The organism is Bordetella muralis (assembly GCF_054781015.1).
The window spans coordinates 306,346-332,286 of the sequence record NZ_BAAGVF010000001.1 but is presented as its reverse complement, the minus strand read 5'-3'; the positions used below and the strand labels follow the sequence as shown (position 1 = coordinate 332,286).

Genomic DNA, 25,941 nt, shown 5'->3' with positions numbered 1-25,941 from the left:
AGGACGCTCTCGAGCAGCGTCCTCAAATCAACGGGCAGCCGTAGCACTGAGTGTTGTTCACCATCGACAGTGTGATCACGCGACCACAATGTCACCATCAGCGAGCCCCCGTCCAATATCGGCACGACAGTAGAACGCATGGGCCGCCGCTGCACCTGAACACCAGCGAAGCGGGAAGTCTGATTGACAGACGCTTGCATGCCTTCGCTGAGAAATAATGATTCTGATAGTGCACGAATAGTCGAAACGATATAGATAGGTGGCGCAGGCTCTTCGTCACTGCCCCAGTTTATAGAGAACTCGTGCTCAAGCAGGTCCCATGGCTGATATCCAATGGCGCTCGAGGCAGGGAATGCCTGGATAGACATTCCATTCTGCAGACTCGACGTGCTCGTTGCAGCCATGTCAGCCATCACTGTCTCATTCACGATGGGAGGGCGTAATGAAGCGAACCGAATACTGACCGATGGGTTGAAAGAAAGTCTTCCATACGTCATGAGCTCCACCAGATCGTAGAAACTTATAGGCTTACAAATGCGTTGGTCTTGATCGAGACTGGGGCTGACATGAATACTCACTAGGCAACCTTCCTAAGGCAAAGGAATAACTTCGGGTATGCTGAATGATCTTAGTCAAAACCAGCCTGAAGCGTATTACGCTTGCCTTACCATTTAGTCATGGAAGAAGGCTGATATCGGGTGCCAACGTCGTTGCTGGCCCAATCAGTACGGATCGCGGTGACAGACGAAGGCAGTCGGAAAATAGCATGGGGAACAACTATGTGGCAGTGTCTTATTATTGAGGACGATCGAGAAAACGCTCGTTATCTCGCCAATGGCCTGACGGAACTCGGGCACATGGTCAGCGTCAGCAGAGACGGCGTGAGTGGCCTTGAAAATGCCATGAAGGAAAAATGGGACATCATCATTTTGGACCGCATTTTGCCCAATCATGTCGATGGCCTTTCCATATTATCCACCCTGAGGTCGTTGGGGAAAAAGACGCCGGTGTTGGTGCTGAGCGCGCTGTCGGCGGTTGACGATCGGGTTGATGGTTTAAGAGCAGGAGGCGATGACTATCTGGTCAAGCCATTCTCCTTTTCTGAACTGGTCGCCCGAATGGATGCATTAGTCAGGCGAACGCGGCCCGACCATCTGGAAGTCAAACAACTTCGCGTTGCAGATTTGACGGTGAATGTCGCCACACAGAAAGTGCAACGTGCTGGCCAATCCATTTCCTTGCAACCGCAGGAATTCCGTTTGTTGGTCTATCTCATGCTTAATATGCACAGGATCGTGACACGAACGATGTTGCTTGAAACGATTTGGGGATACAGCTTTGATCCTCAGTCGAATGTCATTGATGTTCAGGTCAGCAGGCTGCGCCGCAAGATAGATTCCAATTCCGCCACCCCGCTGATTCACACCATACGCGGCGCGGGGTACACGATCTCTGACAAACAGAATCCCCACGATATAAAGCTCGCAGAAGAATGACGCATTTTTTTCGACGCCTGTGGAACTCCATTTCCTTTCGCCTGACGTTGAATTATGGGTTGCTGGCGATTTTGACGACGTTGATACTGATCGTATTCATATACGTTCAGTTTATTGGAGCATTGCGCACTGAATATGCGCGACAAATCACAGCGACCGCACAACGCCTGGTCGTGACTTATGAAGAGGGTGGCCGTGAGGATCTGATATCGGCTATTGAACTGACGCTGTCGGATCGGATCGACTCGCCCCGAGAAATCTATTTGCTGCTTGATAAAGATGGTCGAAAGCTCGCCGGAAATCTGGCGGATATCCCACCATCCAACGCAACATCTACCGAAGTCTTTGACGCAGAGGTGGTTCAAAATGGCGTTCCTGCGCGTGGCCACCTAAAAGTCCAAACCCTGGCCAACGGAGAAACGCTAGTCGTAGGGCAGGATCTGAGCGAGATTAGCGACATTACGGCATTGATTGGCCGGGCCACAGCGGCAGCCATTTTTTTGGCTGTACTGCTGGTGCTGCTGGGAACGTACCTATTCAGAAGAGAATTGGCGTATCGCGTTAGTCACATTCGCCGAACCACGCAGCAAATCGGTGCGGGCCAACTCTCAAAACGTATCTCCGCCCCCACAGGCGAAGACGAGTTCACGCTGCTGAATCGCGACATCAACACGATGCTGGACAGGATAGAACTCTTGATGAAGAGCGCCAGGCACATCTCGGACACCATTGCACATAATCTTCGCACTCCTCTGACTCGCATTGTTGGTCGATTGCGTGCAGCGCAACAGCCGGACGTGTCCATGGCTGAAGTCCTGGAGGCCAATCAACACGCCATAGAAGACATCGAGAGCCTAAATGTCTTGCTGGAAAAGCTCTTGCAAATTGCCGAGATGGAAGCAGGCATACAACGCCGTTCGTTTAAGCCTTGCCAGCTGGACGTCATTGTCACTGACGTGATGGAGATGCACGAGGCGTTAGCAGAAGAAAAAGGTATTGCATTACACCGCAGCAACCTGGATAACGTCACCCTTTCCGGCGATGTCAATTTGCTCGCCAGTGCGCTCGCGAATCTGCTCCACAATGCGATCAAGTATGGCACCAGCCGGGTAGAGATCAACGTAGTGAAGCAAGGGAATACTGGGCTCGTTACGATCGAGGACGATGGGCCTGGGCTGCCCGCTACCGAGTATGAGCACCTGGGCAAACACTTTTACCGAGCAGATCCCTCCTCGGAAGGCCATGGCCTGGGCCTGACCAGCGTGATGAATATTGTCGGTTTGCACGGTGGGCAACTCTCTTTTGCGGATGCCCAGCCAGGGCTGCGGGTCATCTTGTCATTGCCGCTGGATTCACGCACAGGACACCATGAAGGCCCCAAGAAAGCGCTGATCTTCGAATAGAGGCAGTGACTCACACAACTGCGGTTGCTCAGTGCTCGCCAGGTGCGCAACAGCACCTGGCGACGCTTACGTCAAGCGGCTTCCGGGCTTGAGCTGGAGATCGCCACGGTCGACCGCTGGCGCAGGCTGCTCCACACACCCCACACCAGCAAGGCTGCCGTCAAGATCAGCACCCACATGCTGATCGGGCGCTCGATAAAGGTCTGCATGCTGCCTCGTGAGAGCAGCATGGCGCGCCGGAAGTTTTCCTCCAGCATCGGACCCAATACGTAGCCCAGCAACAAAGGAGCAGGCTGAAAATCGAGCACGCGCAGTATGTAGCCGGCAATACCGAACACCAAAACCGCATAGACATCGAAGACGTTGTTGTTCACCGCGTAGGTGCCGATACAGATGAACATCACGATCGCTGGATACAGGATGTGATAGGGAATCGTCAACACGCGGACCCACAGACCAATCATCGGCACATTCAAGACCACCAGAACAATGTTGCCGATCCAGAAGCTCATCACCAGGCCCCAGAACATCGCGGGCTGCTCATTGAGCATATTGGGTCCGGGCTGGATGCCGTGGATCATCAACGCCCCGATGATCAACGCCATCGTCACACTGCCGGGGATGCCGAGCGTCAGCGTCGGAATGAAGGACGCCTGGTCTGACGCGTTGTTGGCTGACTCTGGGCCCATGATGCCTTCGATCGCCCCACGGCCGAAGCGCTCAGGCGTTTTCGAGGTCCGTTTCTCGAGCGCATAGGCCATGAAGGCGGCCACGGTGGGGCCCACGCCGGGTAACACACCGAAGAACGATCCCAAGCCCGACCCACGGGCCATGGGCCCCCAAGAGCGCTTGACCTCGTCACGCGTTGGCAGCATAGCCTTCATCGATACGTCGATCTTGCGGTCGGCCGCTTTCACATGGTTGATGCTGGCAATAATCTCGGTGATGCCAAACAAACCCATCGCCAACGCAACGATGGCCACGCCATCCTGTAACTCCGGAAAGCCGAGATCGAAGCGCGACACGCCGGAATTGACGTCAGTACCCACCAAGCCCAGCAGCACGCCACCTACAACCATGGTGATGCCTTTGATCGCCGAACCGGACGACACTACAGAAGCTGCCACCAAGCCCAGCACCATCATCGAAAAGTACTCGGCAGGACCGAACTTGAACGCGATATCGGCGACAAGCGGAGAGAACAGCATCATCATGAGAATGCCAACGCTGGCCCCAAAGAACGAAGCGACAGTCGTCATTAGCAGCGCAACGCCAGCCCTTCCCTGCTTGGCCATCGGAAACCCGTCCAGGCAAGTCACGGCGTTGGCGGGTGTCCCCGGCAGATTCAGCAGAATCGAGGCTGTAGACCCCCCATAGGTACTGCCATACCAGATGCCGGCCAGCATGATCAGCGCAGCAGTAGGCTCCAGGTGGTAAGTGACCGGAAACAATAGCGACATCGTCGCCAGGGTCCCGACACCCGGGATCACGCCGATCAACGTGCCGAGAGATACGCCAATGATGCACCAGAGAAGATTGTCCCAGGCGAGCGCGGTCGACAGACCGAGCGTGATGTTGTCAAACAATTCCATTTTTATGTTCTCCTACCAGGGCCATGCGAAGACCGGCAGGATTATCCCCAGACCTATTTTGAAAACCAGAACCGCTCCGACGGAGAGGCCGACAGCGAGGATCAGCGAGCCCTTCCAAGACAGTTTGCGATCGGAAATACCGGCGATGACGCTCTGCGCAATGATCGCGAGCACCAGACCGAACGGCCTGAGCAGCAACGCAAACGCAAGCACCGAAAGGCTGATCCAGAACAATGGTCTGAATTCGATGGTTGGCATGGGTCCCGCACGCAGCAATGCAGGGATCATGATCATGACCCCACACAGCATCAACAGGCCGCCGACGAGAGCGGGAAAGTACCCTGGCCCCATTCGGTCGAGCGTGCCGAGCGTGAATGTGGTCAAGGAATGGTACATCGCCCCGGCGCCGGCAAGCGTAATCAATACGCCGCCAATCAAGTCCCGGTAGTCGACTCGACGCATGCAGTTGTCTCCTTGGAATTTATCGAGATCAGCTCCGCTCCAGCGTGCGAAACCGCGACCTGAATTATCTGTTTGGGCAACCCCTACGCGTCAAATGAGCTTTTCCTTACTTTTTGGTCATGTATTGGTTCTTCTGGATGCCAAGGATCGATGAACGTTATGCACGATGAGCTTGCCGATGGACGCAACATCCACGGCAAAGAACATCCATATACGAAAATGACGCGCTTTTCGACAGCTGGCACACGTCTCAGATGAAGAATTGGGCGGTAGGTGACGATCAGTGAATTATTCGTGGTGATACGCTGCCCGGCATACTGCTCGCACGGCTGCTCACGTAGCGGCCGCCGACGGGTCGCTCAGCGCGTATCGCCGCCCAGGGCCTGGTACAGGTTCACCTGGTTAAGCAGCCGGTCCAGTGTGTTCTGGTCCAGTTCGATCTCGGCGGTACGGCGTTTTTCCTGCGCGTCGAGCCAGAAACGCAGCGACACTGCCCCGCTGCGGTAGCGCACTTCGTACAGGTCTTCCGCCTGGCGCGCTGCGGCAAGCGATTGCTGCAGCAGGTCGGCCCGCGCGGCGAGTTGGGTGCGGCCGGACAGGGCGTTTTCGACGTCCGCCATCGCCTGGTACAGGGCTTGCCGGAATTCCACCACGCGCAACTCGTATTCGGTTTCGGACACGCGGATATTGAGCCGCATCTGGTTCCAGTTCAGGAATGGCAGCGTCAGCCCTGCGCCCAACGTGCCCACTGGATTCTGCAACAGGTTGCTCAGTACCGTACTGCTGCTGCCCAGTGAGCCAGTAAGCACCAGCGGCGGATAGAAGCTGGCGCGCGTGGCGTCCGTCTGTGCCAGCGCTTCGCGCAAGCGCAGTTCGGCGGCGCGCAGGTCGGGGCGCCGCGCCAGCAGGTCGGCCGGCACGCCGGCCGGAACCGGCGGCAAGGTGGTGGGAGGCAGGCGCAACGGGTCGGCCATGATGCGATCGGGCGGGCCGTCGAACAAGATGGCCATCGCGTTGAGGTCTTCCACGCGTTGTTGCGCCAATTCTGTACGGGCCGCCTGCTGGCTGGCCAGGTTCTGGCGCGCTTCTGCCACTTCGAGCGCCGAGGCGCCTCCGGCGTCGTATTGCGACTGCACCAATTCCAGCGTGCGCTGCGCGTAGGCAATACTGTCGGCAGCGCTGGCCAGGCGCTGGTTGAGGAAGGCCGTTTGCCAATAGAGCGTGGCCGTGGTGCCGACTAGCGACAGCGCGGCGCTGGCGCGGTCCTGCTCGGTGGCAGCGGCTTCCCATTCGGCAGCGTCGCGCTGGGCCTGCAAGCGGTCCCACAGATCCAGCTCGTAGCTCACGGACAGGTTGGCGCGGTTGCTGCGCAGTATCTGGCGGTCACCGCGCAGGTTGCGCTGGCGGCTGAGGTCGATCTCGCCATCTAGCGTGGGAAATTGGTCCGAACGCGCCAAGCCCGCCTGCAGTCGAGCCTGCTGCACGCGCAGAGCGGCAGCGGCCAGGTCGTTGTTCCGCTCGAGCGCCTGGTCGATCAGGCGCTCGAGCGTGGGATCGTTGAAGTTGCGCCACCAGACGCCGCCTGCGGCCGCCACGTCCCGCGCAGTATCGTACGTCCAGGTAGCGGGGCTTTGTACGGCCGGACGCTCGTAGTCCGTGCGCATCAGGCCGCAGCCGCCGAGCGCCAACGGTACGGCTAACAGGCAGGCAAGCACGGGGCGGGGCACGCTCGGAAACAGGGGACTCATTCTCTGGCCAGGGATTCGACAGGGTTGAGCCGGGCGGCGTTGCGCGCCGGCAGGTAACCGAAGCCCACGCCGATCAGCGTGGAACACACGAAGGCGGCCACCATCGAGGCGCCGGAATAGATGAGGCGGAAGCTGCCGCCGGACACCTGCGCGACCAGCACGCCCAGGCCCAGCGACAGCAGGATGCCCAGCATCCCGCCGATCAGGCAGACCAGCACGGCTTCGATCAGGAACTGTTGCATGATGTCGCCGCGGCGCGCGCCCACGGCCATGCGCACACCGATCTCGCGCGTACGCTCGGTGACCGACACCAGCATGATGTTCATCACGCCGATGCCGCCCACCACCAGTGAGATGACGGCAATCGCCGACACCAGTAGTGTCATGGTGGTGGTGGTGCGCTCGATGGTCTGGCGGATGGTGTCGGTATTGAAGACGAAGAAATCCTTGGCGCCATGGCGCTGCATCATCAGCCGCGTGATGGCCTGTTCGGCGAGCTTGGTGGGCATGGCGTCGCTGACCCGTACGGTGATGCTGCGCAGGTGTTGCTGGCCTAACAAGCGGCTGAGCGCCGTGGTGTAGGGAATCCAGACGCTGAGCGTCTGGCTGTCGCCGAACAGGCTCTCCTTGCGGACGGTCACGCCGACGACGCGCGCCGGTACCGTGCCCAGGAAAATCACCTGCCCGATCGGGTCGGTATGGTTACCGAACAGCGCCTTGCGGGTGTTCTCGTCAATCACCACTTCCTGAGCGCGGCGCGTCACCGCCTCGGCATCGAAAAACTGCCCCTGGGCCAGTTTCAGGCCGCGCACGCGGAAGAACTGCTCGCCCACCCCCTGGATCGAGCCATTGACCGATACATTCCGGTAGCGCAACGAGGCCGTCGTCGCGGCCTCGGGCGTGACACTGTCGACGTACGTCTGGCGTGCCAGGGCGTCCGCGTCGGCAGGCACCAGGGTGCGGATGGTGCTGGCCTTTTCATCACCGAAGTCCTTGCCCGGATAAATGCCGACCGTGTTGGTGCCGATCTCGCTAATGTCGGCCAGGATTTTCTGTCGCGAGCCTTCGCCCAGCGCCACCACAGTGACCACCGCGGCAATGCCGATCACGATGCCCAGCATGGTCAGGAAAGTGCGCAGCCGGTGCGCATTCATGGCCAGCAGCGCCATGTGCAGTGACTCGTTGATGCGTTCCAGCGCCGCCTGCCAGGGGCGGGCGCGCTCACTCGGCGGCTCGGCGCGGACCGGGTCGCTGGGCGCCACAGCAGGTGCCGGCAGCGTCTCGGCATTACGGCGGTCGGCCACGATGCGGCCGTCGCTGATTTCAATGATGCGCCGCGCGTGCCGGGCCACGCTCATATCGTGCGTGACGATCACCACGGTATGTCCCGCCGCGTTCAACTCTTCGAGAATGCGCAGCACCTCCTGGCCCGTATGGGAGTCCAGCGCGCCCGTAGGTTCGTCGGCCAGGATGATGCGGCCGCCGTTCATCAAGGCGCGCGCGATGCTCACGCGTTGTTGCTGGCCGCCCGACAATTGCCCGGGCCGGTAGTCCAGGCGTTGGTCCAACCCCAGGCGGCGCAGCAGAGCCTGGGCACGCGTGTGCCGCGCTGCGCGCGGCGTGGCGGCATAGATGGCCGGCATTTCTACGTTGCCTTGCGCGGTCAGATCGGACAGCAGGTGATAGCGCTGGAAGATGAAGCCGAAGTGCTCGCGGCGCAACTCGGCCAATTCGTCGGGGTCCATGGTATCGGTGGCGCGGCCGTCGACCTGGTATACCCCGCGGCTGGGCTGGTCCAGGCAGCCCAGGATGTTCATCAGGGTGGACTTGCCCGACCCCGAGGCGCCCACAATAGCCACCATTTCGCCGGCTTCGATCCGCAGATTTACCTCGCGCAGCACGGCGACGGTCTGGTCGCCGGCGGCGAATTCGCGCCACACATCGCGCAGGCTGATCAGTGGATGTTCGCCTGAGAGCGGCGGCATGGCCTGCTCCGTCATAGCGGCGTCGCAGGAGCGGCAGCCTCAGCCGAAACTACCTTGTCGCCAGCCGCCAGGCCTTCCAGTACCTGGGCGTTGACATTGTTGTTCATGCCCACTTTGATCTGGCGTTCGACTGGTTTGTCGTCCGGACCGATCACCCGCACGGTATAGAGGCCGTCCTCGCCGCGCTTGCCCAATGCCGATGACGGTATGACCAGTGTCTGCTTCGCTTCGCCCAGCACGATGAAGACTTGCGCCGTCATCGAGATACGCAGCGTTTCGTCGGGATTGGGTACGTCGAACAAGCCGTTGTAGTACACCGCCGCGCTGGTGCCACTGGCGCTCGAGGCCGCGCCGGTGAGGGCACTGGTGCTTTCGTCGCGCTGGATCGAGTCGGGCGCCGGTTCGATGGCCCGCAGCGTGCCATAGTGGCGTTTGTCCGGCTCGCCCAGGATCGTGAAGTACACCTTCTGGCCCGGCCGCACGCGCGTGACGTCGGCTTCCGAGATCTGCGCCTTCACCGTCATGGTGTCGACCTGCGCCACCTTGATGATGGTGGGCGCGATCTGGATCGAGTTCACCGTCTGGCCTTCCTTAGTGACGATGGCGACCACCTTGCCGTCCATGGGCGAAGAGATACGAGTGTAGCCAAGGTTGACCCGCGCCGTGTCAACCTCGATCTCGGCCTGAGCGATTTGCGCGTCCAGGGCCGCGATGTCGGCGCGCGTCACTTTCAGAGTGGCTTCGGCCTGCTCGAAATCTTCGCGGGAACTGGCATCGCGGGCGAGCATCTGGCGCTGGCGTTTATAGGCGAGTTCAGCCTGTTTCAGGGTGGCGAGCTTGGCCTGGCGTTCGGCCTTGCGAGTTGCCAGCGCGGCCTGCGCGTTGCGCAGATCGTTCTGCTGAGTCATGTCGTCGATCTCGGCGACGAGCTGGCCCTGTTGGACTTCGTCGCCCAGTTGCACCTTGAGCGATTTGAGCTGGCCCGATACCTGGGCACCCACGCTGACTTGTCGCACTGCTTCCAGGGTGCCGGAAGCGAGCACGCTGTCTTCCATGTCGGCCACCTTGACTTCGGCGGTGGCGTAATCGGGCTTGGGCGGCGCGCCGAAGAACAAGATCTTGCCCAGCAACAGCATCACTGCCACGGCCACCGCGATCCATATATAACGTTTTCTCTTGCTTTTACCCAAAGGCTTCGTCGTCGAGTGGGGCATGCGATGCGGCAGTCTTGAGACAGATGGAAACAGGTAGCTCTGAGATGGGACGGCCGGAGATTGGCCACCAACGCGCTAATAGTACTCGATCAATGATTCAGGCCATCGCGCGAGTCGCCGCACTTGAGCAGATCGTTGAGTCCCTGCCTTCCCCGGACGTCAGCCGGGATCTGTCTTGTCATTTCCGGCTTTTAGCCAAAAAAAATGCGCTTCCGTCATTAAAGGCGAGCCCTTAGCGCAGCTCAAAACACACTGCGAATACTTGAAAAAAACGGTCTTGACAACAACTGCATCACTCGCTGAGAATGACAAAGGATCACAATGCATTTCCGTGTTGTGACCATTATTTACGGAGTCATTATGGATCTCGTCAACAACTTGTTGGGTACTGTTCTCGGCCTCGTCAACAATCTGCTGAACGGCCTGCTGGGCGGCGGCCTGCTAGGCTGATCTCGTCCCAGGTGTGAAGGACTGTGATCTCCCTTCACACGATTGCGGAACAGAACCAACCACCCGTGGAGCGTTCACGAGTGGCTGGTTCTTAGTCAATACTGAGGCTTCCCCACGTTTTTCATGGGAGCACCGTTCCTGTGACGCGGTCTGGGGCAGCGTTTGCAGATGGCGGCGCAAATGGCTCGCCCATCGGGCGCATGCGCATTCCCGGCGCCAAGCGCGTCCAGGGCAAGTCAGCACTGTCGGCCTTCATGGGGCCAGGCGCTTTCGCTACCAAGATATCCTGAGCGATAGGCTGGAAATCGGCGCGGAAATGCACCGAGCTTTTCACCACCAGAATTTTCATCTGTTCCGGTTGCACATTACCCGTACGGAATAGATTCCGGTCCAGCATTTGTGATTTGCCAGAACTGACCACCACGCGGATTCCACCCAGGCGCAAGCAGGCGACCGGCCCTACGTCGGCTTGGACGCCGTGCATCATGGGACCGTCGAAACGACATTTGCCGTCGCCAATGTATTCGACGTCGAACTCCGCATTCACCGGCTCGTCTCCAGGTATGCGCGACTTGCCGCCCAGAGACAGGGTGACCCGGTTGCCTACTCCTGCCTGCACTGCCTGCTGTACGGCTTGCGGATCCCACAGCAGGCCCAGCGCAGCACCTTGCGCATCGGCTTCGATCAGCGCGCGCAGCATGCCTGTGGTGTTCGAGTCGCCTCCTGCACCCGGATTGTCCTGCGTGTCGGCGATGACTACCGGCCGGTCCGCATCCCGCGCCAAGGCCTGGGCTTGGCGTACGGCCTCCGACGGCTCGAGAAACGGAACGGCCCATAGCGGTTCGGCCTGCAGCACGGCGTCATACAGTGCTTGCACGGCCTGCTCTACCGCCTCGGGATCTCGACCATGTCCCCACACGACTGGCCCGCATTCGGGAAAGTCCGCCGCTGGAAAACCTGGAGAGAATGACAGGGATGCCAGACCGAATCGGTCTTCCAGCGATGCCAACGTAGCGTAGATGGATTTTGCGGGCTCCAGCATGGAGCACATTCCGTTGATCGGGATCAAGAATGGCAAGCGCATTGAGCGCGTGTGCAACGCGCCGTCCGACTTCAGCAAGTCTTCGAGCAGTTGATAAGCGCGAGCGCCCGTGTCGGCCATGTCCACGTGCGGATAGGTGCGAAAGGCGGTCATGCCATTCGCGTGACGCAACATTGCCGTTGTCACGTTGGCGTGCAGGTCCAGGCTGGTCACGATCGGCACGTCCTTGCCGACGCGGGCGCGCAGCCGCGACAGAAGCTCTCCCTCGCCGTCATCGGCGTCTACCGTGACCATGGCGCCGTGCAGGTCCAGGTAGATCGCGTCATACTTGCGCTGCTCTGCGGCATCGATGATCTCGGCCGCGATGCGTTCAAAGGCTGCCCGCGTGACGTGGGCCGCGGGGCTGGCGCCGGCCCAGATGACTGGCTCGATCTGATGTCCAGCTGCCTGCGCTGCGCGGATGAAGCCTCCGGCTGGTATGTTGATATCGGCGAAGGCCAGCAGATCCACGCCCCGCGTCATGGCGGGAAAACCTTCGCCACGCTCGAAGTTTGCGTAGTCGGTCTGCGTGGGTGCAAAAGTATTGGTCTCATGTTGGAAACCGGCGACCAGAATTTTCATGGCAGTGCTCATCCTTGTATGCGAGCGTGGCGAGTAAACAGTATGGGTAGGACACCGACCACGAGTAGTGCGGCGATGACGTACAGGCCGGCGTTCAGTGACTGGGTCGACGTTTTGATCCAGCCTATCAATGAGGGACTGACAAAGCCGCCCAGCAGGCCTATGCTGTTGATCAGCGCAATGCCGCCGGCTGCGGCCGGGCCTTTCAAGTGTTGCGACGGGATAGCCCAGAATACGGTGTAGGCAGCCCACATCAAGGCTGTAGCCAACGCCAGCATCGCCATCGACAATAGAAAATAATCGGGTACGGACAGGGCGCCGACCAGAAGGACGCCGGCGAGAATGGCTGGTGCAGTCACGTGCCAACGCCGCTCGTGCCGCCGGTCCGAGTGGCGCGACAGGACGAACATCGCCACGATCGCGGCGATGTAGGGGATTGCCGACCAGATGCCAATCTGCATGGTGTCGCGCAGGCCCGATTGCTGCAACAAAGTCGGCAGCCAGAAACTGACAGCGTACAGACCGCTGATGAGGCAGAAATACGGGATAGCCAGCGCATAAATGCCGGGATCTTTCAGTACGTCCTTGAATGCATGGGTCGCGTGTGCGGCCTGCCGCGTCTGCAGATCGGCCGCCAGCAATTCACGTTCTTGCGGCGACAGCCAGCGGGCTTTTTCCGGTTTGTCAGCCAGGAATATGAAAGCCACGATACCCAACAGCACGCAGGGCAGCCCCTCCAGCAGGAACATCCATTGCCAGCCGTCCAGCCCGTGCGCGCCGCTAAAGCGGGTCATGATCCAGGCCGACACCGGTCCGCCCAGCATGCCGCCGATGGGGCCGGCACACATCACTACTGCCATGACGCCCGCCATACGGCGGGTGGAGTACCAGTAGGTCAGGAAAAAGATCATGCCGGGAGCAAAGCCCGCCTCGAATATGCCCAGCAGAAAGCGCAGCGCGTAAAAGCTGTACTCGCCCTGCACGAACAGCATGCTGGCCGAGGTCAGGCCCCACAGAATCATGATGCGGCAGATCGTCTTGCGTGCGCCGATACGTACCAGCAGCAGATTGCTGGGCACTTCAAACAGGACGTATCCCAGAAAGAAGATGCCTGCCCCCAATCCGTAGACCGCATCGGAAATGCCGACGTCGGCCTGCATCTGCAGCTTGGCAAAGCCGATATTGACGCGATCCAGATAGGCAAAGGTGTAGCAGAGAACGAGTAGTGGCAGCAGGCGCCAATTGATCTTGCGATAGATGGAGGACAGGTCCGCAGACGCGTATACGTCGCGGGTTCCTGGCAAGGTAGCGCCATGGTTCATGCGAGTTTCCCTATGTGTTGTGGTAGTGGTTATGCAAGTTCCAGGCGCGATCTTCGCAGACCGGAGTGTTGTGGACAATGCACGGGTTATCACTTATCGTTCGCTTTAAGGCAACACTCATGCTGTGCCGGAGGCTGGCAGCACACACACGCATCAGACGTCGACAGGCGAGCGCAATGAACGAATTGAATCAGGCGCGTTTGCGCTACATGCACGAAGTCATCGTCTGCGGATCAATACGCGGCGCCGCTGAGAAGCTGGACATGTCACCGTCCGTGATCAGCAGACAGATCCAATTGCTGGAGAAAGAAGTCGGCCTGCCGCTGTTCGAGCGCCGAGCGCGTGGATTGGCGCCAACCGAAGCTGCCGAGATGCTAGAAGAATTCCTGAGAGGCTATCGTGCCCAGCACGAGCACTTGGAAGACAGGCTGCATGCCCTGCGAGGCATGCGGCGCGGGCGTATCGAGATCAGCCTCAGTGAAGGCATGATAGAAGCGTTGATGACGCATGCGCTGGCCCCCTATTGTCAGGAGTTCCCGGATATACGCATCGGCATCAATACCGCATCGGTCGACGAGGTGGTGCAAGCCGTGCGCAGCGACCGTGTGCACATCGGCCTGGCGTTCAATCCCCCTCAGCATCCCGAAGTGCGAGTGCGCGCAAAGCAGCGTATCCCCGTGGGCGCGTTGGTACGTGCCGATCATCCGCTGGCGCGGCGTCGCAGGGCGATCTCGATCACGGAACTGCTGCAGCATCCCTTGGCGCTGATGACGGCGCCTTACGGGCTGCGGCGCATGGTCGACATGCTGGAGTTCACCGAGAAGATTCATATATCGCCCGCCTTGACGACGAACTCGCTAGGCGTGCTGCGGCACTATGCCTTGAGCGGCGCGGGCGTCGTGCTAATGGCCGACCTGGGCGTCACACATGACATGGCCAATGGGTCATTGGTATTGGTGCCCGTCGATCACCCCGTGCTGCATCAGGCTGAGATGCAACTGATGGTGCGATTGGGCCGGCCGCTGTCGACAGCGGCCGCCGAATTGCTGCGTCGTATCGAGTCACGACTGCCGCTCTTTACCGGGCAAATTTAAAAGCGCTATCGGACCTAAAAAGCGAAGGAAATACTATTTTTGCCAGTATCAAACTATCGGTTGGCTTTTCGCCTGACGCGCGGCGGCTTTTCATATCCCACAATGCCGCGTTCCCGTGCCCAGACGATCGCAGCACTGCGCCGGTGCACCTGGAGCTTGCTGTACAGCGACGCAACATGATTGCGCACCGTGTGACGAGACACGCTCAGATGCTGTGCAATATCGGGATCACTCAAACCTTGGCACATCAGGCCAAGTATCTCGCGTTCACGCGGCGTAAGGTCGGCCAGTTGGGCATCGGCCTTGGGGGCACCCTGCGGCTGGCGGATTTGGGCCAGTTTCTCGATCACCGTCTGACTGAACCAGGAAGTATCCTGCATGACAGCTTGGATAGCAGCCATCAGCTCGGTCTCGCTGCGCTTGCGCTCAGTAATATCCTGGATCACGCTCAGAATGCAGGGTTGGTCCTGGATAACAACAGGTTCGGCTGACACCAGACAATCCAGCACTTGTCCGTCTTGCGTGCTTAGTTTGAACTCCAGGTTTCGAATCCCTGCCCCCTCCTCTAATCTGGCCATTGTCTCGTCATAGGAAGCAGCTTCAGCACATAGATCGGCCAATGCCTTTTTTTCGCCCAGCGCGTTTAACGCGTAGCCTGTCGTCTCGACGAATGCGTCGTTGACCTCCAACACATCGCCTTCAGGCGTGCTCAACACCATAGGCACGGGTGCTAACCGGAATGCTTTCGAAAACCGCTCCTCGCTATAGCGCAGTGCATTTTCCGCTTTGCGCCGCGGCTCCAGATCGTTGAAAGTAAAGAGCATGCATTGAGCATCGCCGATCTCTATCGGTTGGCCGGCTACGATCACCAGTTTGTCGGTGCCGTCCGGCAACGGTATGCAGGTTTCCATTTGTGAGATGGTCCGCCCCTCCGTCAGCCGTTCCTCGGCGATCTTTCGCTGCGGCGAATTACCCAGTATGTCGATCTCATCAAAGTGATGATCCAGGACGTTATGACGCTCGTAACCCGTCATCTGCAGAAAGCCCTGGTTGACCTTGACGTAATGCATGTCCTCTAGTGAACAGATGACTGCCGGAGCGGGATTAGTGTTGAAGGTCTTCTCGAAGCGCTCTTCGGCGCTGTAGCGCTCGGTGACGTCCAGAAGGACCAGCACAATGCCCTCGGGCTTGCCTTGTGCATCGCTGAGCACCAAATTCCTGGCCTGATGGACTCGATAGAAATCCGAATCGCGCGTGCAGGTGACTTCCACGACGATATCGTTGAAAGACTCTCCGGCCAATGCGCGGTGCATGGGATATTGGCCGGCCAGCAATTTGCGCTGATTACGATATCGAAGCGTATAGCGCTTGCGATAACCGGAAGCCGTGCCGCCGAGATCGGAAAGATCGGCGACGCCATGCATAGACAAGGCGGTGTCATTGGCCCAGGCGATATGCCGGTTCATATCCATCAGGATGATGCCTTCTACCAATCCATCGATAATTTCCAGGAGATGACGGCGTTCGGTGGTGAAGACGGTGGACAACTGTTTCATCTCGCTCCTTTTATGCAATTGATAGTCGAATGCCGGCCGGACGAGTGAGCCAAAATTACTAGAAAAATCAGTATGACGCGATCTGTCGAGCTTGTTGTTTGATATTTAGGATGTTGATGCAGCGTCATGCTGCTTTCTACAATCCAACGGAGATATCCATGAATGTGAGTCAGCAAAGCGTAGATCAAAACGGCCAGCCCAGCGGCCCGGATTCAGACCGTCCGAATCAGGTCCCTGGCGATCTCCCAAGGAAAAATGCCCCCGGACGTCAGCAGCCTGCTCCCGGCGACGCTCCCGATCCATTTCGACACGAACCAAAGCGCCCTGTCCGTCCGAATGAGCCTGGCAAGGCGCCTCAACCCGAGGCTTGACTGGGTTAGGAACGATCCCAGTGGCAGCGGTAGTGCCTGATCGATTTCGATTAGGCACTACGAAAAGGCACCCGCTGGCCGATCCCGCTACAGATCAAACGCGGCCTGGATATCTTCCTTGCCCGTTTTTCCCTGCTGCAGCAGCAACATCAGCAGAATGCGCGATTTTTGTGGAGTCAGGTCGCCCGCCATGATGGCGCCTGCATCGGCCAGCGTCTTGCCGCCACCCTCGAAACCATAGTTCGCCATGACTCGGCCGTTATGTACCCGGGTCGAAATGACCACCGGCACCCCTTTGGATAGCGCATATTTGATCCCCTCGAACATGGGCATGTTGACGTTGCCCATGCCCAGGGCCTGCACCACGATCCCCTTGGCACCCTGATCGACTGCACTGCGTAGCATGCGGTCATCGGCGCCCCCGTACATGGCGACGATATCCACCCGAGGCATTTCCGTGGCAACAATCGGAATGTGCTGGCGACGTAGCGGTGCGCGGTCGATGACGACCTTGTCCGCATAGACTTCACCGATCAAGCCATAGCTGCCCGACTGAAAGGTCTCTACATTGGCCGTATGCGTCTTTGTGACATAACGCGCGGCGTTGATCTGGTTATTCATGGCCAGCATGGCGCCCTTGCCTTTCGCTTGTTCGTCGACCGCGATGCGTACCGCGTTGAGCAGGTTACGCGGGCCATCAAAGTCCGATGACGAAGCATTGCGCTGGGCGCCGATCAAGATCACGGGCTTGTCCGACTTGACGGTCGTATCCAGCCAGAAGGCGGTTTCCTCGAGCGTGTCCGTGCCGTGTGAGACCACTACACCTGCTACTTCGGGGCGTTTCAGCGTTTCTTCAACCGCCTTGGTCAAGGCCGTCCAGCGCACCGGGTCCATGTAGTCGGAGGGGACGTTGGATAGGTTATTGACTTCGACTTTGGCGTACTTTGCGACGTCGGGGACGGTGGCCATCAAATCATCGCCGGAGATCGCGGGCACCGGCGCCTTCTTGACCGGATCGATCTTCATCGCGATCGTGCCGCCTGTGGCGATCAACTGGACCGTGGGCTTGTCCTGCGCATACGCTTGTGCCGCCATCGCCATTACTCCCGCTATCAAGAATGGTAGTTTCTTCAAAACCGTCTCCCGGGTTGTTGCTATAGGAAGGACTACATATACCCGGGTGTCAGACAGATGGGATCGGGACATGACCTGATTGACAACCATTGCCCAAAGAGGCTTTAAGACCCGCATCAGGCGGATACAGACCTCCGAATATCTTGCTCAAGAACGGGTCGATAAAAATAAAAGCCGTTGATGGCCCACAACTGCGGGATGAACAAATCGCTGATCCGAGTCAGTGTGACCACTGGCAGTTGCGCCGAGTCGTGGACCTTAGGCCTAGCAGCCTGAACCGAAAGCGCCATCGCCTGGGGCTGTGAAGTTCGCAACACTGCGACCAACCCAGCAGCATCGCGTTGCGCCAACGCCCAATGACATAGAACGAGAAAATCGCTTGAATCGTCGTCTACGGGGTCGTCCTTCGGGTCAATCCGGCGCACCCGCTGCAATATACGGTGCAGTTGCTGGCGCGAAGCAACCTCGCTGCGCCCCGTCAGTGCGCCAAGTTCGGCGTGAGTGTAATCAAACACCTCATACAGAAGAACCATCGCGACCTCGCCTGCCGGCAAGACGCGAACCAGATGCCGCAAAGCCTGTTCTACACGCTGTGCCTGTTCGACTATTCGTTCGGGAGAGTCCACGCCAAACGCCTGTGAACCATCCTCCACAAGCCGATCCTTGATGACCCGTAGCCGCTCCTGACGCCGCCAGGCATCGATGCAAAGGTTGCGCAGCACGGTGATCATCCAGGCTTCGCGGCTCTTGGCGTCGGACGGCGGCGTGCCATTCAGGGCGCGCTCCCATGTGTCCTGCGCCAGTTCCTCTGCCTCCTCGCCGACGGACAACCAATGGCGAGCCAGCCGGACTAGGCGGCGGTGCAGTGCTTCATCATCGGTTGAAAAAGCAGAGTCGTCTGGATATGTCACGCAAACACCTGTTCGTTCGTCTACTAAATGAATCAACACCAAGGAACAATAGTATATGTTTGCACAACAGATAGATACGCAACCGGGACCTTCGTCACCGCGCGACAGCACCTTTCTGGAAGAAAAGGCATTTCGCTCCAGGATGGTCCTGGTATTCGGTACCGTTACGGACACACTTGCGTCCGAAACGGTGCGCAAACTGCTGGCGTTGGATGCCGACTCGGACGCACCAATTACCGTTATCGTCTCATCCCCGGGAGGACATCTAGAATCAGGGGATGCGATCCATGATGTGGTGCGCTTTATTTCGGCGCCGGTCAACATGGTCGGCACCGGATGGGTTGGCAGCGCGGCTACTCACCTTTTTTTAGGAGCACCCCGCGAGCGCCGCTACTGCCTGCCGCAAACCCGCTTTCTCATTCACCAACCCAGTGGCGGAGCAGGCGGTTCTGCCAGCGACATGGCGCTACAGGCGAAAGAGATTATCAAGGCGCGCGAACGTATCGCGCAGGTCATCGCGCGCGAAACCGGCCAACCTATCGAACGGGTGCGCGTGGACATCGAACGCGACCTGTGGATGCCCGCTGAAGACGCCGTCGCCTATGGCCTGGTGTCGAGCATCATCCAACACAAACGTGAGCTGGACCTAAGATAAAACGCTCAGTTTATATATAGGTATATTAACTATACTAATGAAAATCTATGCACGGACTCGTTGAACGCCTATGGTACGTCGCAAGCTCGATCCATACCGATGCGCTGTGGAGATCACAGTCGACATCGCAGGCGGTAAATGGAAGCCATTAATCATTCACACCTACTAAGCGGGACCAAGCGTTTCAGGTGACGCTGTTGAACCAACAGACTGCCCCACAGGAATGCTCTACCTAACCCTGCCAAGCCAGTCCGACCTGCCTGCCCTGCATAATGAAACTTGATTCATCCTCATCGTCTTCCTCTATCGGCATGACCCGCGCAGCGCTCGAGCTGTGTGGTGCGCTCTGGCGCTATGCCGAAGGCAAGCGTCGGCACCTGATCGGCGCAATCACCCTGCTGTCCGGTGCGCAGTTGATCAAGCTGACCTTGCCCTGGTTGGCCGGCCATGCCATCAATGCCCTACAGCAAAACGATATGCCGACGGCCGGACTGTGGATCATGTTCCTGGTCAGTTGCTATGCGATGCATTGGGTATTTCATGGTCCCGGACGCGTACTGGAAGGTCAGGTAGGCGTGCGTGCACGCGAACAACTGGCCGACGAGCTCTACGCCCGTATCGCTGCCGCGCCGCTGACCTGGCGCGATGGCCGTCACTCCGGCGACTTGCAGCACCGCGTGCTGCAATCCAGCCGTGCCTTGTCGACATTCGCACGGGGCATGTATGGCTATTTGCACAGTGCCTTGAACTTCGTTGGCCCGCTGGTAGCGTTGTTCCTGCTGTCTCAGGCCAGCGGCAGCATTGCCGTTGGCGGCTACCTGGTGATTGCACTCATCACCTTGCGTTTCGACCTCGTGCTGATGCGGTTGGCGCGTTCCGAGAACGATGAGGAACGCCGTTATGTTGCGGCGCTGCTCGATTTTGTCAGCAATGCAGGGACGGTAATCGGTCTGCGGCTGCAAGCTGCTTCGCGCAAAATCCTGGGCCGTCGCCTGGAAACAGTGATGGTACCGCTGCGCCGGGCGCTCTGGGTCAACGAGGTCAAGTGGTGCGTGGTAGACCTGATGGGCATGGGCCTGACCTGGATACTCGTGGTCCACTACGTGCTGCAACATCGCGAACCCGGACAAGCCGTGCTGCTGGGCACGATCTTCATGATCTATCAGTATGCCCAGCAAGTCGCCTCGGTCGTCAGCGCCATTGCCTCGAATTTCCAGAGTTTCTCAAGAATCCACACTGACTTCAGCAGTGCCGAACCCATCTGGCAGGCGCCGGGCAATCCGCAGGCCGCCGTGCCCGCCATCGTGCCCGATGCGCCATGGCAAACCTTGGCACTGCGCGGCCTCACGTGGAGCTATTCCGCCGATGGGCGCGGCGGGTTGCATGACGTCGATCTGGTATTGCGTCGAGGGTCGCGCATCGCGCTGATCGGTCCCAGCGGCGGCGGCAAGAGCACTCTGCTGCGCACGCTGGCCGGTCTCTATCCGCCGCAGCAAGGCGACCTGTTGCGCGACGGCAAATCAGTAGACTGGAGTGAACTGCGCACATTGGCGACACTCATCCCGCAAGAAGCCGAGGTGTTCGAAGCCAGCGTGCAAGAGAACCTGACCTTTGGCGAACCCGCCACGTCAGCAGCATTGCAGTCCGCCGTACATACTGGCGTGTTCGACGAAGTGCTGCAGCGCATGCCCGACGGCCTGGCCAGCCCGGTCAACGAACGCGGCAGCAATCTGTCGGGCGGACAGCGGCAGCGCCTGGCCCTGTCACGGGGGGCATTGGCGGCGCAAGGCAGTTCCTTGCTGCTGCTGGATGAGCCCACCAGCGCGCTGGACCCGCAAGCCGAGGGGCAGGTATTCGATCGCATGTACGCGGCGTTTCCCTCGGCGTGTATCGTGGCATCCGTGCATCGGCCCAGCTTGCTCAGCCGTTTTGACACGATCGTCGTCATGGAAGCGGGACGCGTGGTGGATGCAGGCCCGCGTGATGAAGTATTGGCTCGGCGTGCGCATTGATCTATCGTGCTGACGGGCGGTCGAGGCCAATCCGCGTATCGGTCCTCACTCCAGCTTGATATTGGCCCTTTTGACCACCTGCCGCCACTTTTCGTTTTCAAGCCGAACCCGTTCTGCAAAAGTGGCCGGATCACTGGCGATGATCTGAAAGCCCGATTCATTGAAAATGCGGCGGCGCGCAGGTTCGGTCATTACTTTGCGACTATCTTCGGCAATTTTTTGAACGATTTCGGTCGGTGTATTTTGTGGTGCAAACAACGCAAACCAAACGTTCGTCTCGAACCCGGAATATCCCAGTTCGGCTACCGTGGGCACATCGGGCAAGAGAGGCTGTCGTTGTGCACTGGTCACCGCCAATGCGCGTAAACGCCCTGCCTGGATGTGTGGAAGACTGGTCATAATGACGTCGAACATCGAATCCAAACGGCCTGCCAGCAAGTCATTCATCGACAGAGCGGACCCCTTGTAAGGGATGCCTAGTAACTGTATACCGGCCTGGGACATGAACAGTTCCATTGCCATGTGAGTGGTGGCCCCCACGCCGCCGCCAAAGGTCAATTCGCCTGGATGGCCTTTCGCATACGTCACGAATTCTGCCAGGGAACGAAAGGGAGACGACGGAGGCACCGACAACACCTGCGCAATGGAGACCAGCTCTGTTATCGGAACAAAAGCGCGCTCCGCGTCGTAGGACATCTGCGACACAATGTGGGGCAACACGGATTGCGTGGTCTGTGTGCCGAACAGCAAGGTGTATCCATCGGGCTGGGACTCAGCGACCACCCGCGATCCGATCAAACCGCTCGCCCCGTCGCGATTTTCGATGACCACAGGTTGCTGCCAGAGTTTGCTCAAACCTTCGGCCAGGGAACGGGCGATCTGGTCAGTCGAGCCTCCGGCCGAGAACGGAACGACTATCCTGACCGGACGAGCCGGATAGTCCGTCTGAGCCATCGACGGGCTCGTTGTCATCAAGATAAACCCAATGCCTGCAACGAACCGTGCCGCACATCGCGAGACGACTGAACAGATCTTTTTCATTTTCATCCCCTTGAGACGTGATTATTGAAAAGCCAAAGCCTTGTTAGTCAGTTCCTCACCATACAGTTGGCGCGCGGCGTCTGTAGAGACCAAACCGTCCAATAGGTCCGCGGCCAGGGCTTGGTATGACCGTAATGCGGGATCGCCAAATCCGGCTCCCCCCGGGGTCTGAATGCGAACAGTCTCATCTTTTGCCAGGACGAGATGCCTCACCTTGGACGACAGGATTTCTTCCTTATCCCGCCCAGGGTTGCGCAGCAGTCTGCCACGTCCGCCCTCACCGCCGCCCTCTGCCCCTGCAGCCCCTTGAACATGACTGTCCGAGCGTGCCGAGAAAATCGTGTCATCCTGCAGTGCTCGAACTTCACGCACGATTCCCAAGCCACCGCGATGACGCCCTGCACCGCCAGAGTCAACGGCGAATCCGTAATATTCGACGCGCAGGGGAAATTCATGCTCGAGTATCTCCGTCGGCAAATTGCGGGAGTTGGTGATATGGACATGAATACCGTCCATGCCGTCGGCAATATCGCTGGCCCCCGATCCGCCGCCGAGGGTCTCACCGCAGAGATAAATGCCGCCGCTATCGGGATGAACGCCTGAGAACGAAATCGTCGGCATGGTATCCATGCTTGAAGCAATCGTTCTTTCGCGCGGCACAAGCCCTCGAAATGCGCCGATGATGGCGCCGGCGAGGCGTTGACACGTAATCGTGCGCGCACCGCACGCTGCGGGCGATCGGGGATTGACGATGGACCCTTCGGGTGCTCGGATGACGATGGCATCGGCCATTCCCCGGTTCGCCATGAGATCAGGATCCAGCATCGCCTTGACGCAGTAGTACACCGTCGCACGCAGCGCACTTTCCGATACATTGAGGCCTCCGCGCGATTGTGCGCCGCTGCCCGCCAGATCAACCACCAGCTGATTACCCTCTTTGTAGACCGTAGCGGTCAACGGCACACGGCCGCCTTGGCCAGTGCCGTCATCATCGAGCCAGGTGGTAAAGGCCATGCTGCCTTGTGGAAGCGCGGCGATGCGATACTCGGTCCGGCGCAAGGTGTAGAGCAGTAAATCATCCACGGCGCGCTGGAAACAGGCGGCGCCTCCCATACGGCCGATCAACGTCTGAGCGGCAATCGCGCCTTTCTCGTTGGTAGCGATCTGAACACGCAGATCGAGCGCACGCTCCTCGGGCAACCGGGAATTCAGCGCGATCATCCCGATAAGGTCATCGTCGATCTGATGAGCCCGCGCGGCACGAATAATGGGAATCCGCAGCCCTTCTTCGTAGATACTGCGTGCACTCGCGGACGTCGATCCAGGCACGACACCTCCCACATCGGAGTGGTGCCCGATATTGGCAGCAAAAGCCGCGAGCAAGCCATCGACAAAAACAGGCGTAATAATGGAAATATCGGGCAGATGTGTTCCCCCTGCGGCGTATGGGTCGTTGCACACATACACGTCGCCTTCGTGGATTTCGGTTACGGGCCACCTGGCCAGCACGGCCTCGACGGATCCCATCAGTGATCCCAGATGCACAGGAATATGCGTGCCCTGCGCGATCAAGCGCCCGAACTGGTCGAACATCCCGACGGAAAAATCTCTACGCTCCTTGATCTGTGGCGAGAACGAAGCCCGCATGATGTTGCTCGCCATCGACTCAGTGATGGCAAGAAGACGATTGGTGAATACCTCGACAGCAATGGGATCGAAGTCCCGCTCCGGCAAAGCATGTTGTTGGCTCATGAATATGCTCGCTATGACGTTTTAGATTCGAATGAGGATATTTCCAAGCAGGTCAATCACGGCAGACTGACCAGGGAGCACGATAGTGGTGGAGCTCATTTCCTCAATGATGACGGGGCCCGCCAATTCCATTCCCGCGGGCAACGAATCACGTCGATAAACAGTAGTCATCAACCAGCCCGTGTCGCGACCAAAATATACTCGCCGCTGATCCCATGAAGGCACCGTCGCCGTCTGTGTAGCAATCGATAGACTGTTCTTGGGAACCAGACCAACAGCTTGTACGCGACAGTTGACGATCTCGATAACTCGCCCCGGGTTGTCGTGACCGTGCTGAGCACGATGCGCCTGATGAAATGCCTCGACAAATCCTTGCATATCGCCGTCACGCTCGGCGTCCACCAAGACTCGGATATCGTGAGTTTGGCCGCGGTAACGGCCGTCTATATGGAAATGGAATCGACGATTGGCCTGCGGAACATCTTCCTGTGCCAACCACCTGTCGCCCTCCTGCTGCATGTCCTGCAGAACACGTCCCACAGTACGCCAGGTATCTTCGTTCAAAGGAAGCAACTGCGTACGCACAAAATCGCGGCTGACGTCAGCCAGCAGGATTCCACGCGCACACAGCGTACCCGGTTCTTTCGGTACTAGCACACGGCCGATCCCACACTCCTGTGCCACGTCCACAGCATGGAGGGGACCTGCACCGCCAAATGCGAACAACGTGAAATCTGCCGGATCGTAGCCGTGTTCCGTCGAAACGGCACGAATGGCCCGGCTCATATTCGCCGTCGCTATTTTCAAGATTCCATGAGCGGCTTCTTCTACACTCAAACCCAAGGGCCGTGCAATCCGCGCGTCAATAACGGCCACCGCCCGGTCTCGGTCTACCGTCATACGCCCATCAAGCAACTTCTCTGCGTTGAGCCGGCCCAGGACGATATTCGCATCCGTGAGCGTGACCTCCTCTCCGCCTTTCCCGAACGCGACGGGTCCGGGTACCGCACCGGCACTCGTTGGGCCGACTTTCAGTGCCCCCACATCGTCCAGCTTGGCAATGCTGCCGCCTCCGGCACCCACGACGTGAATATCCACCATGGGCATTTTTACGGGATGTCCTGCGACCAATCGATCCGAAGTGAAACTGGGATGGCCGCCCGTAATGAGCGACACATCAGTACTCGTGCCCCCCACGTCAAACGTAATGATCTCTGAGATTCCCGCTGCCGCTCCAATCACCGCCGAGCCGACGATGCCTGCTGCAGGGCCTGACAGGCACGTGAGAACCGGCAGATTTTCCACCGTTTTCAATGGCATCAAACCGCCGTTGGAATGGAATGTCAGAGGTTCAACGCCCACGCCGACGTCGTTAAGTCGAGTGCGTAAACGATCCAGGTAGGTTTGCATGCGAGGTGCGACGTAGGCGTTGAGCACCGTCGTCGAGGTGCGCTCAAATTCCCGGAATTCAGGCAACACTTCATAAGAGATGCTGACGTGCAGCTGCGGTGCCATTTGCTGGATTACGCGACGCGCCTGCTCTTCATGAGAGGGATTGCGGTAGGAATGAAGGAATGCCACCGCGATGGATTTCACACCATCGGCTACCAGCTTTTTGACCTGTTCAGCCAGTGATTCCTCATCCAGCTCTCGCAACACATCACCGCTGGCGACAAGGCGCTCGTCTACCTCCACACGATGACGCCGCTGAACGAGTGGTTCGGGTTTATGAATCGCATGATCGTATAGCGCGGGGCGAGTCTGGCGCCCGATTGCTAGGACATCGCGAAAGCCTTTGGTTGTCACCAACCCGGTTGTGACGCCCCGGCGTTCAATCACCATATTGGTCGCAACCGTAGTGCCATGCCCGAAGTACGCGACGTCGCGTGGTTCGACCGAGAAACGCTCCAGCATTTCGCGCGCCCCTTGCGCAATCGCTATCGACGGATCCGCAGGAGACGATGGCACTTTGAAATAACACAACGCCCCCGTCTCGCTATCGGCCATCACGAAATCCGTGAACGTGCCACCCACATCAATACCTATCCGAACCATGCCTTTTCCGATTCAATGAACGTCG

Annotated in this window: 18 protein-coding genes; 5 read left to right on the top strand and 13 right to left on the bottom strand. The window is 58.8% G+C overall.

Translation table 11 applies throughout. From position 1 onward, the window contains the following. The first annotated feature begins 779 nt into the window (after positions 1-779). Both ACYVIT_RS01535 and ACYVIT_RS01530 read left to right on the top strand, forming a co-directional pair. Positions 780-1,496, top strand: coding sequence for a response regulator transcription factor (locus ACYVIT_RS01535; RefSeq protein ID WP_415807765.1), 717 nt, complete (start codon positions 780-782; stop codon positions 1,494-1,496). A gap of 59 nt (positions 1,497-1,555) precedes the next feature. Next, on the top strand, positions 1,556-2,899 hold the full coding sequence (locus ACYVIT_RS01530) for a sensor histidine kinase (protein WP_415807766.1): 1,344 nt from the start codon (positions 1,556-1,558) through the stop codon (positions 2,897-2,899). 71 nt (positions 2,900-2,970) lie between these two features. Here ACYVIT_RS01530 and ACYVIT_RS01525 read toward each other — a convergent pair whose 3' ends face one another. From ACYVIT_RS01525 to ACYVIT_RS01495, 7 genes are all read right to left on the bottom strand, one after another. Continuing rightward, positions 2,971-4,491 carry a tripartite tricarboxylate transporter permease gene (locus ACYVIT_RS01525; protein ID WP_415807767.1) on the bottom strand — a complete coding sequence of 507 codons (1,521 nt, stop codon included), beginning with the start codon at positions 4,489-4,491 and terminating at the stop codon, positions 2,971-2,973. Positions 4,492-4,503: 12 nt separating this feature from the next. After that, positions 4,504-4,953, bottom strand: coding sequence for a tripartite tricarboxylate transporter TctB family protein (locus ACYVIT_RS01520; RefSeq protein ID WP_415807768.1), 450 nt, complete (start codon positions 4,951-4,953; stop codon positions 4,504-4,506). 359 nt (positions 4,954-5,312) lie between these two features. After that, entirely contained in the window at positions 5,313-6,701 is a 1,389-nt protein-coding gene (locus ACYVIT_RS01515) for an efflux transporter outer membrane subunit (protein WP_415807769.1), read from the bottom strand. Next, entirely contained in the window at positions 6,698-8,686 is a 1,989-nt protein-coding gene (locus tag ACYVIT_RS01510) for a MacB family efflux pump subunit (RefSeq protein ID WP_415807770.1), read from the bottom strand. Before ACYVIT_RS01510 ends, ACYVIT_RS01515 begins: the two co-directional genes overlap by 4 nt. Positions 8,687-8,697: 11 nt before the next feature. Continuing rightward, a complete protein-coding gene (gene macA / locus ACYVIT_RS01505; RefSeq protein WP_415807771.1) occupies positions 8,698-9,900 on the bottom strand; it encodes a macrolide transporter subunit MacA in 1,203 nt (400 codons plus the stop codon). A 571-nt stretch (positions 9,901-10,471) separates the two neighbouring features. Beyond that, positions 10,472-12,013 carry a M81 family metallopeptidase gene (locus ACYVIT_RS01500; protein WP_415807772.1) on the bottom strand — a complete coding sequence of 514 codons (1,542 nt, stop codon included), beginning with the start codon at positions 12,011-12,013 and terminating at the stop codon, positions 10,472-10,474. A gap of 8 nt (positions 12,014-12,021) precedes the next feature. Continuing rightward, positions 12,022-13,335: an MFS transporter gene (locus tag ACYVIT_RS01495; RefSeq protein ID WP_415807773.1), complete on the bottom strand. Its 1,314-nt coding sequence runs from the start codon at positions 13,333-13,335 to the stop codon at positions 12,022-12,024. A 176-nt stretch (positions 13,336-13,511) separates the two neighbouring features. On the opposite strand from ACYVIT_RS01495, the gene ACYVIT_RS01490 reads away from it, so the two are divergent. Beyond that, on the top strand, positions 13,512-14,429 hold the full coding sequence (locus ACYVIT_RS01490) for a LysR family transcriptional regulator (protein WP_460478141.1): 918 nt from the start codon (positions 13,512-13,514) through the stop codon (positions 14,427-14,429). 53 nt (positions 14,430-14,482) lie between these two features. Here ACYVIT_RS01490 and ACYVIT_RS01485 read toward each other — a convergent pair whose 3' ends face one another. The 3 genes from ACYVIT_RS01485 to ACYVIT_RS01475 form a co-directional block, all read right to left on the bottom strand. Then, the gene (locus ACYVIT_RS01485; RefSeq protein ID WP_415807775.1) at positions 14,483-15,985 is read right to left on the bottom strand and encodes a PAS domain S-box protein; all 1,503 of its coding nucleotides are present in this window, start codon (positions 15,983-15,985) and stop codon (positions 14,483-14,485) included. A gap of 458 nt (positions 15,986-16,443) precedes the next feature. Continuing rightward, complete coding sequence (locus ACYVIT_RS01480; RefSeq protein ID WP_415807827.1) at positions 16,444-17,457, bottom strand: asparaginase; 1,014 nt, start codon at positions 17,455-17,457, stop codon at positions 16,444-16,446. A gap of 149 nt (positions 17,458-17,606) precedes the next feature. Beyond that, complete coding sequence (locus ACYVIT_RS01475; RefSeq protein WP_415807776.1) at positions 17,607-18,401, bottom strand: RNA polymerase sigma factor; 795 nt, start codon at positions 18,399-18,401, stop codon at positions 17,607-17,609. Positions 18,402-18,456: 55 nt separating this feature from the next. Between ACYVIT_RS01475 and ACYVIT_RS01470 the strand changes: the two genes are divergently transcribed. Both ACYVIT_RS01470 and ACYVIT_RS01465 read left to right on the top strand, forming a co-directional pair. Then, on the top strand, positions 18,457-19,056 hold the full coding sequence (locus ACYVIT_RS01470; RefSeq protein WP_415807777.1) for an ATP-dependent Clp protease proteolytic subunit: 600 nt from the start codon (positions 18,457-18,459) through the stop codon (positions 19,054-19,056). Between the two features lie 272 nt (positions 19,057-19,328). Continuing rightward, complete coding sequence (locus tag ACYVIT_RS01465; protein WP_415807778.1) at positions 19,329-21,068, top strand: ABC transporter ATP-binding protein; 1,740 nt, start codon at positions 19,329-19,331, stop codon at positions 21,066-21,068. A 45-nt stretch (positions 21,069-21,113) separates the two neighbouring features. Here ACYVIT_RS01465 and ACYVIT_RS01460 read toward each other — a convergent pair whose 3' ends face one another. From ACYVIT_RS01460 to ACYVIT_RS01450, 3 genes are all read right to left on the bottom strand, one after another. Next, a complete protein-coding gene (locus ACYVIT_RS01460; RefSeq protein WP_415807779.1) occupies positions 21,114-22,022 on the bottom strand; it encodes a Bug family tripartite tricarboxylate transporter substrate binding protein in 909 nt (302 codons plus the stop codon). A gap of 108 nt (positions 22,023-22,130) precedes the next feature. Further along, complete coding sequence (locus ACYVIT_RS01455; RefSeq protein ID WP_415807780.1) at positions 22,131-23,861, bottom strand: hydantoinase B/oxoprolinase family protein; 1,731 nt, start codon at positions 23,859-23,861, stop codon at positions 22,131-22,133. 21 nt (positions 23,862-23,882) lie between these two features. Next, positions 23,883-25,916, bottom strand: coding sequence for a hydantoinase/oxoprolinase family protein (locus ACYVIT_RS01450; RefSeq protein WP_415807781.1), 2,034 nt, complete (start codon positions 25,914-25,916; stop codon positions 23,883-23,885). Positions 25,917-25,941 lie beyond the last annotated feature (25 nt).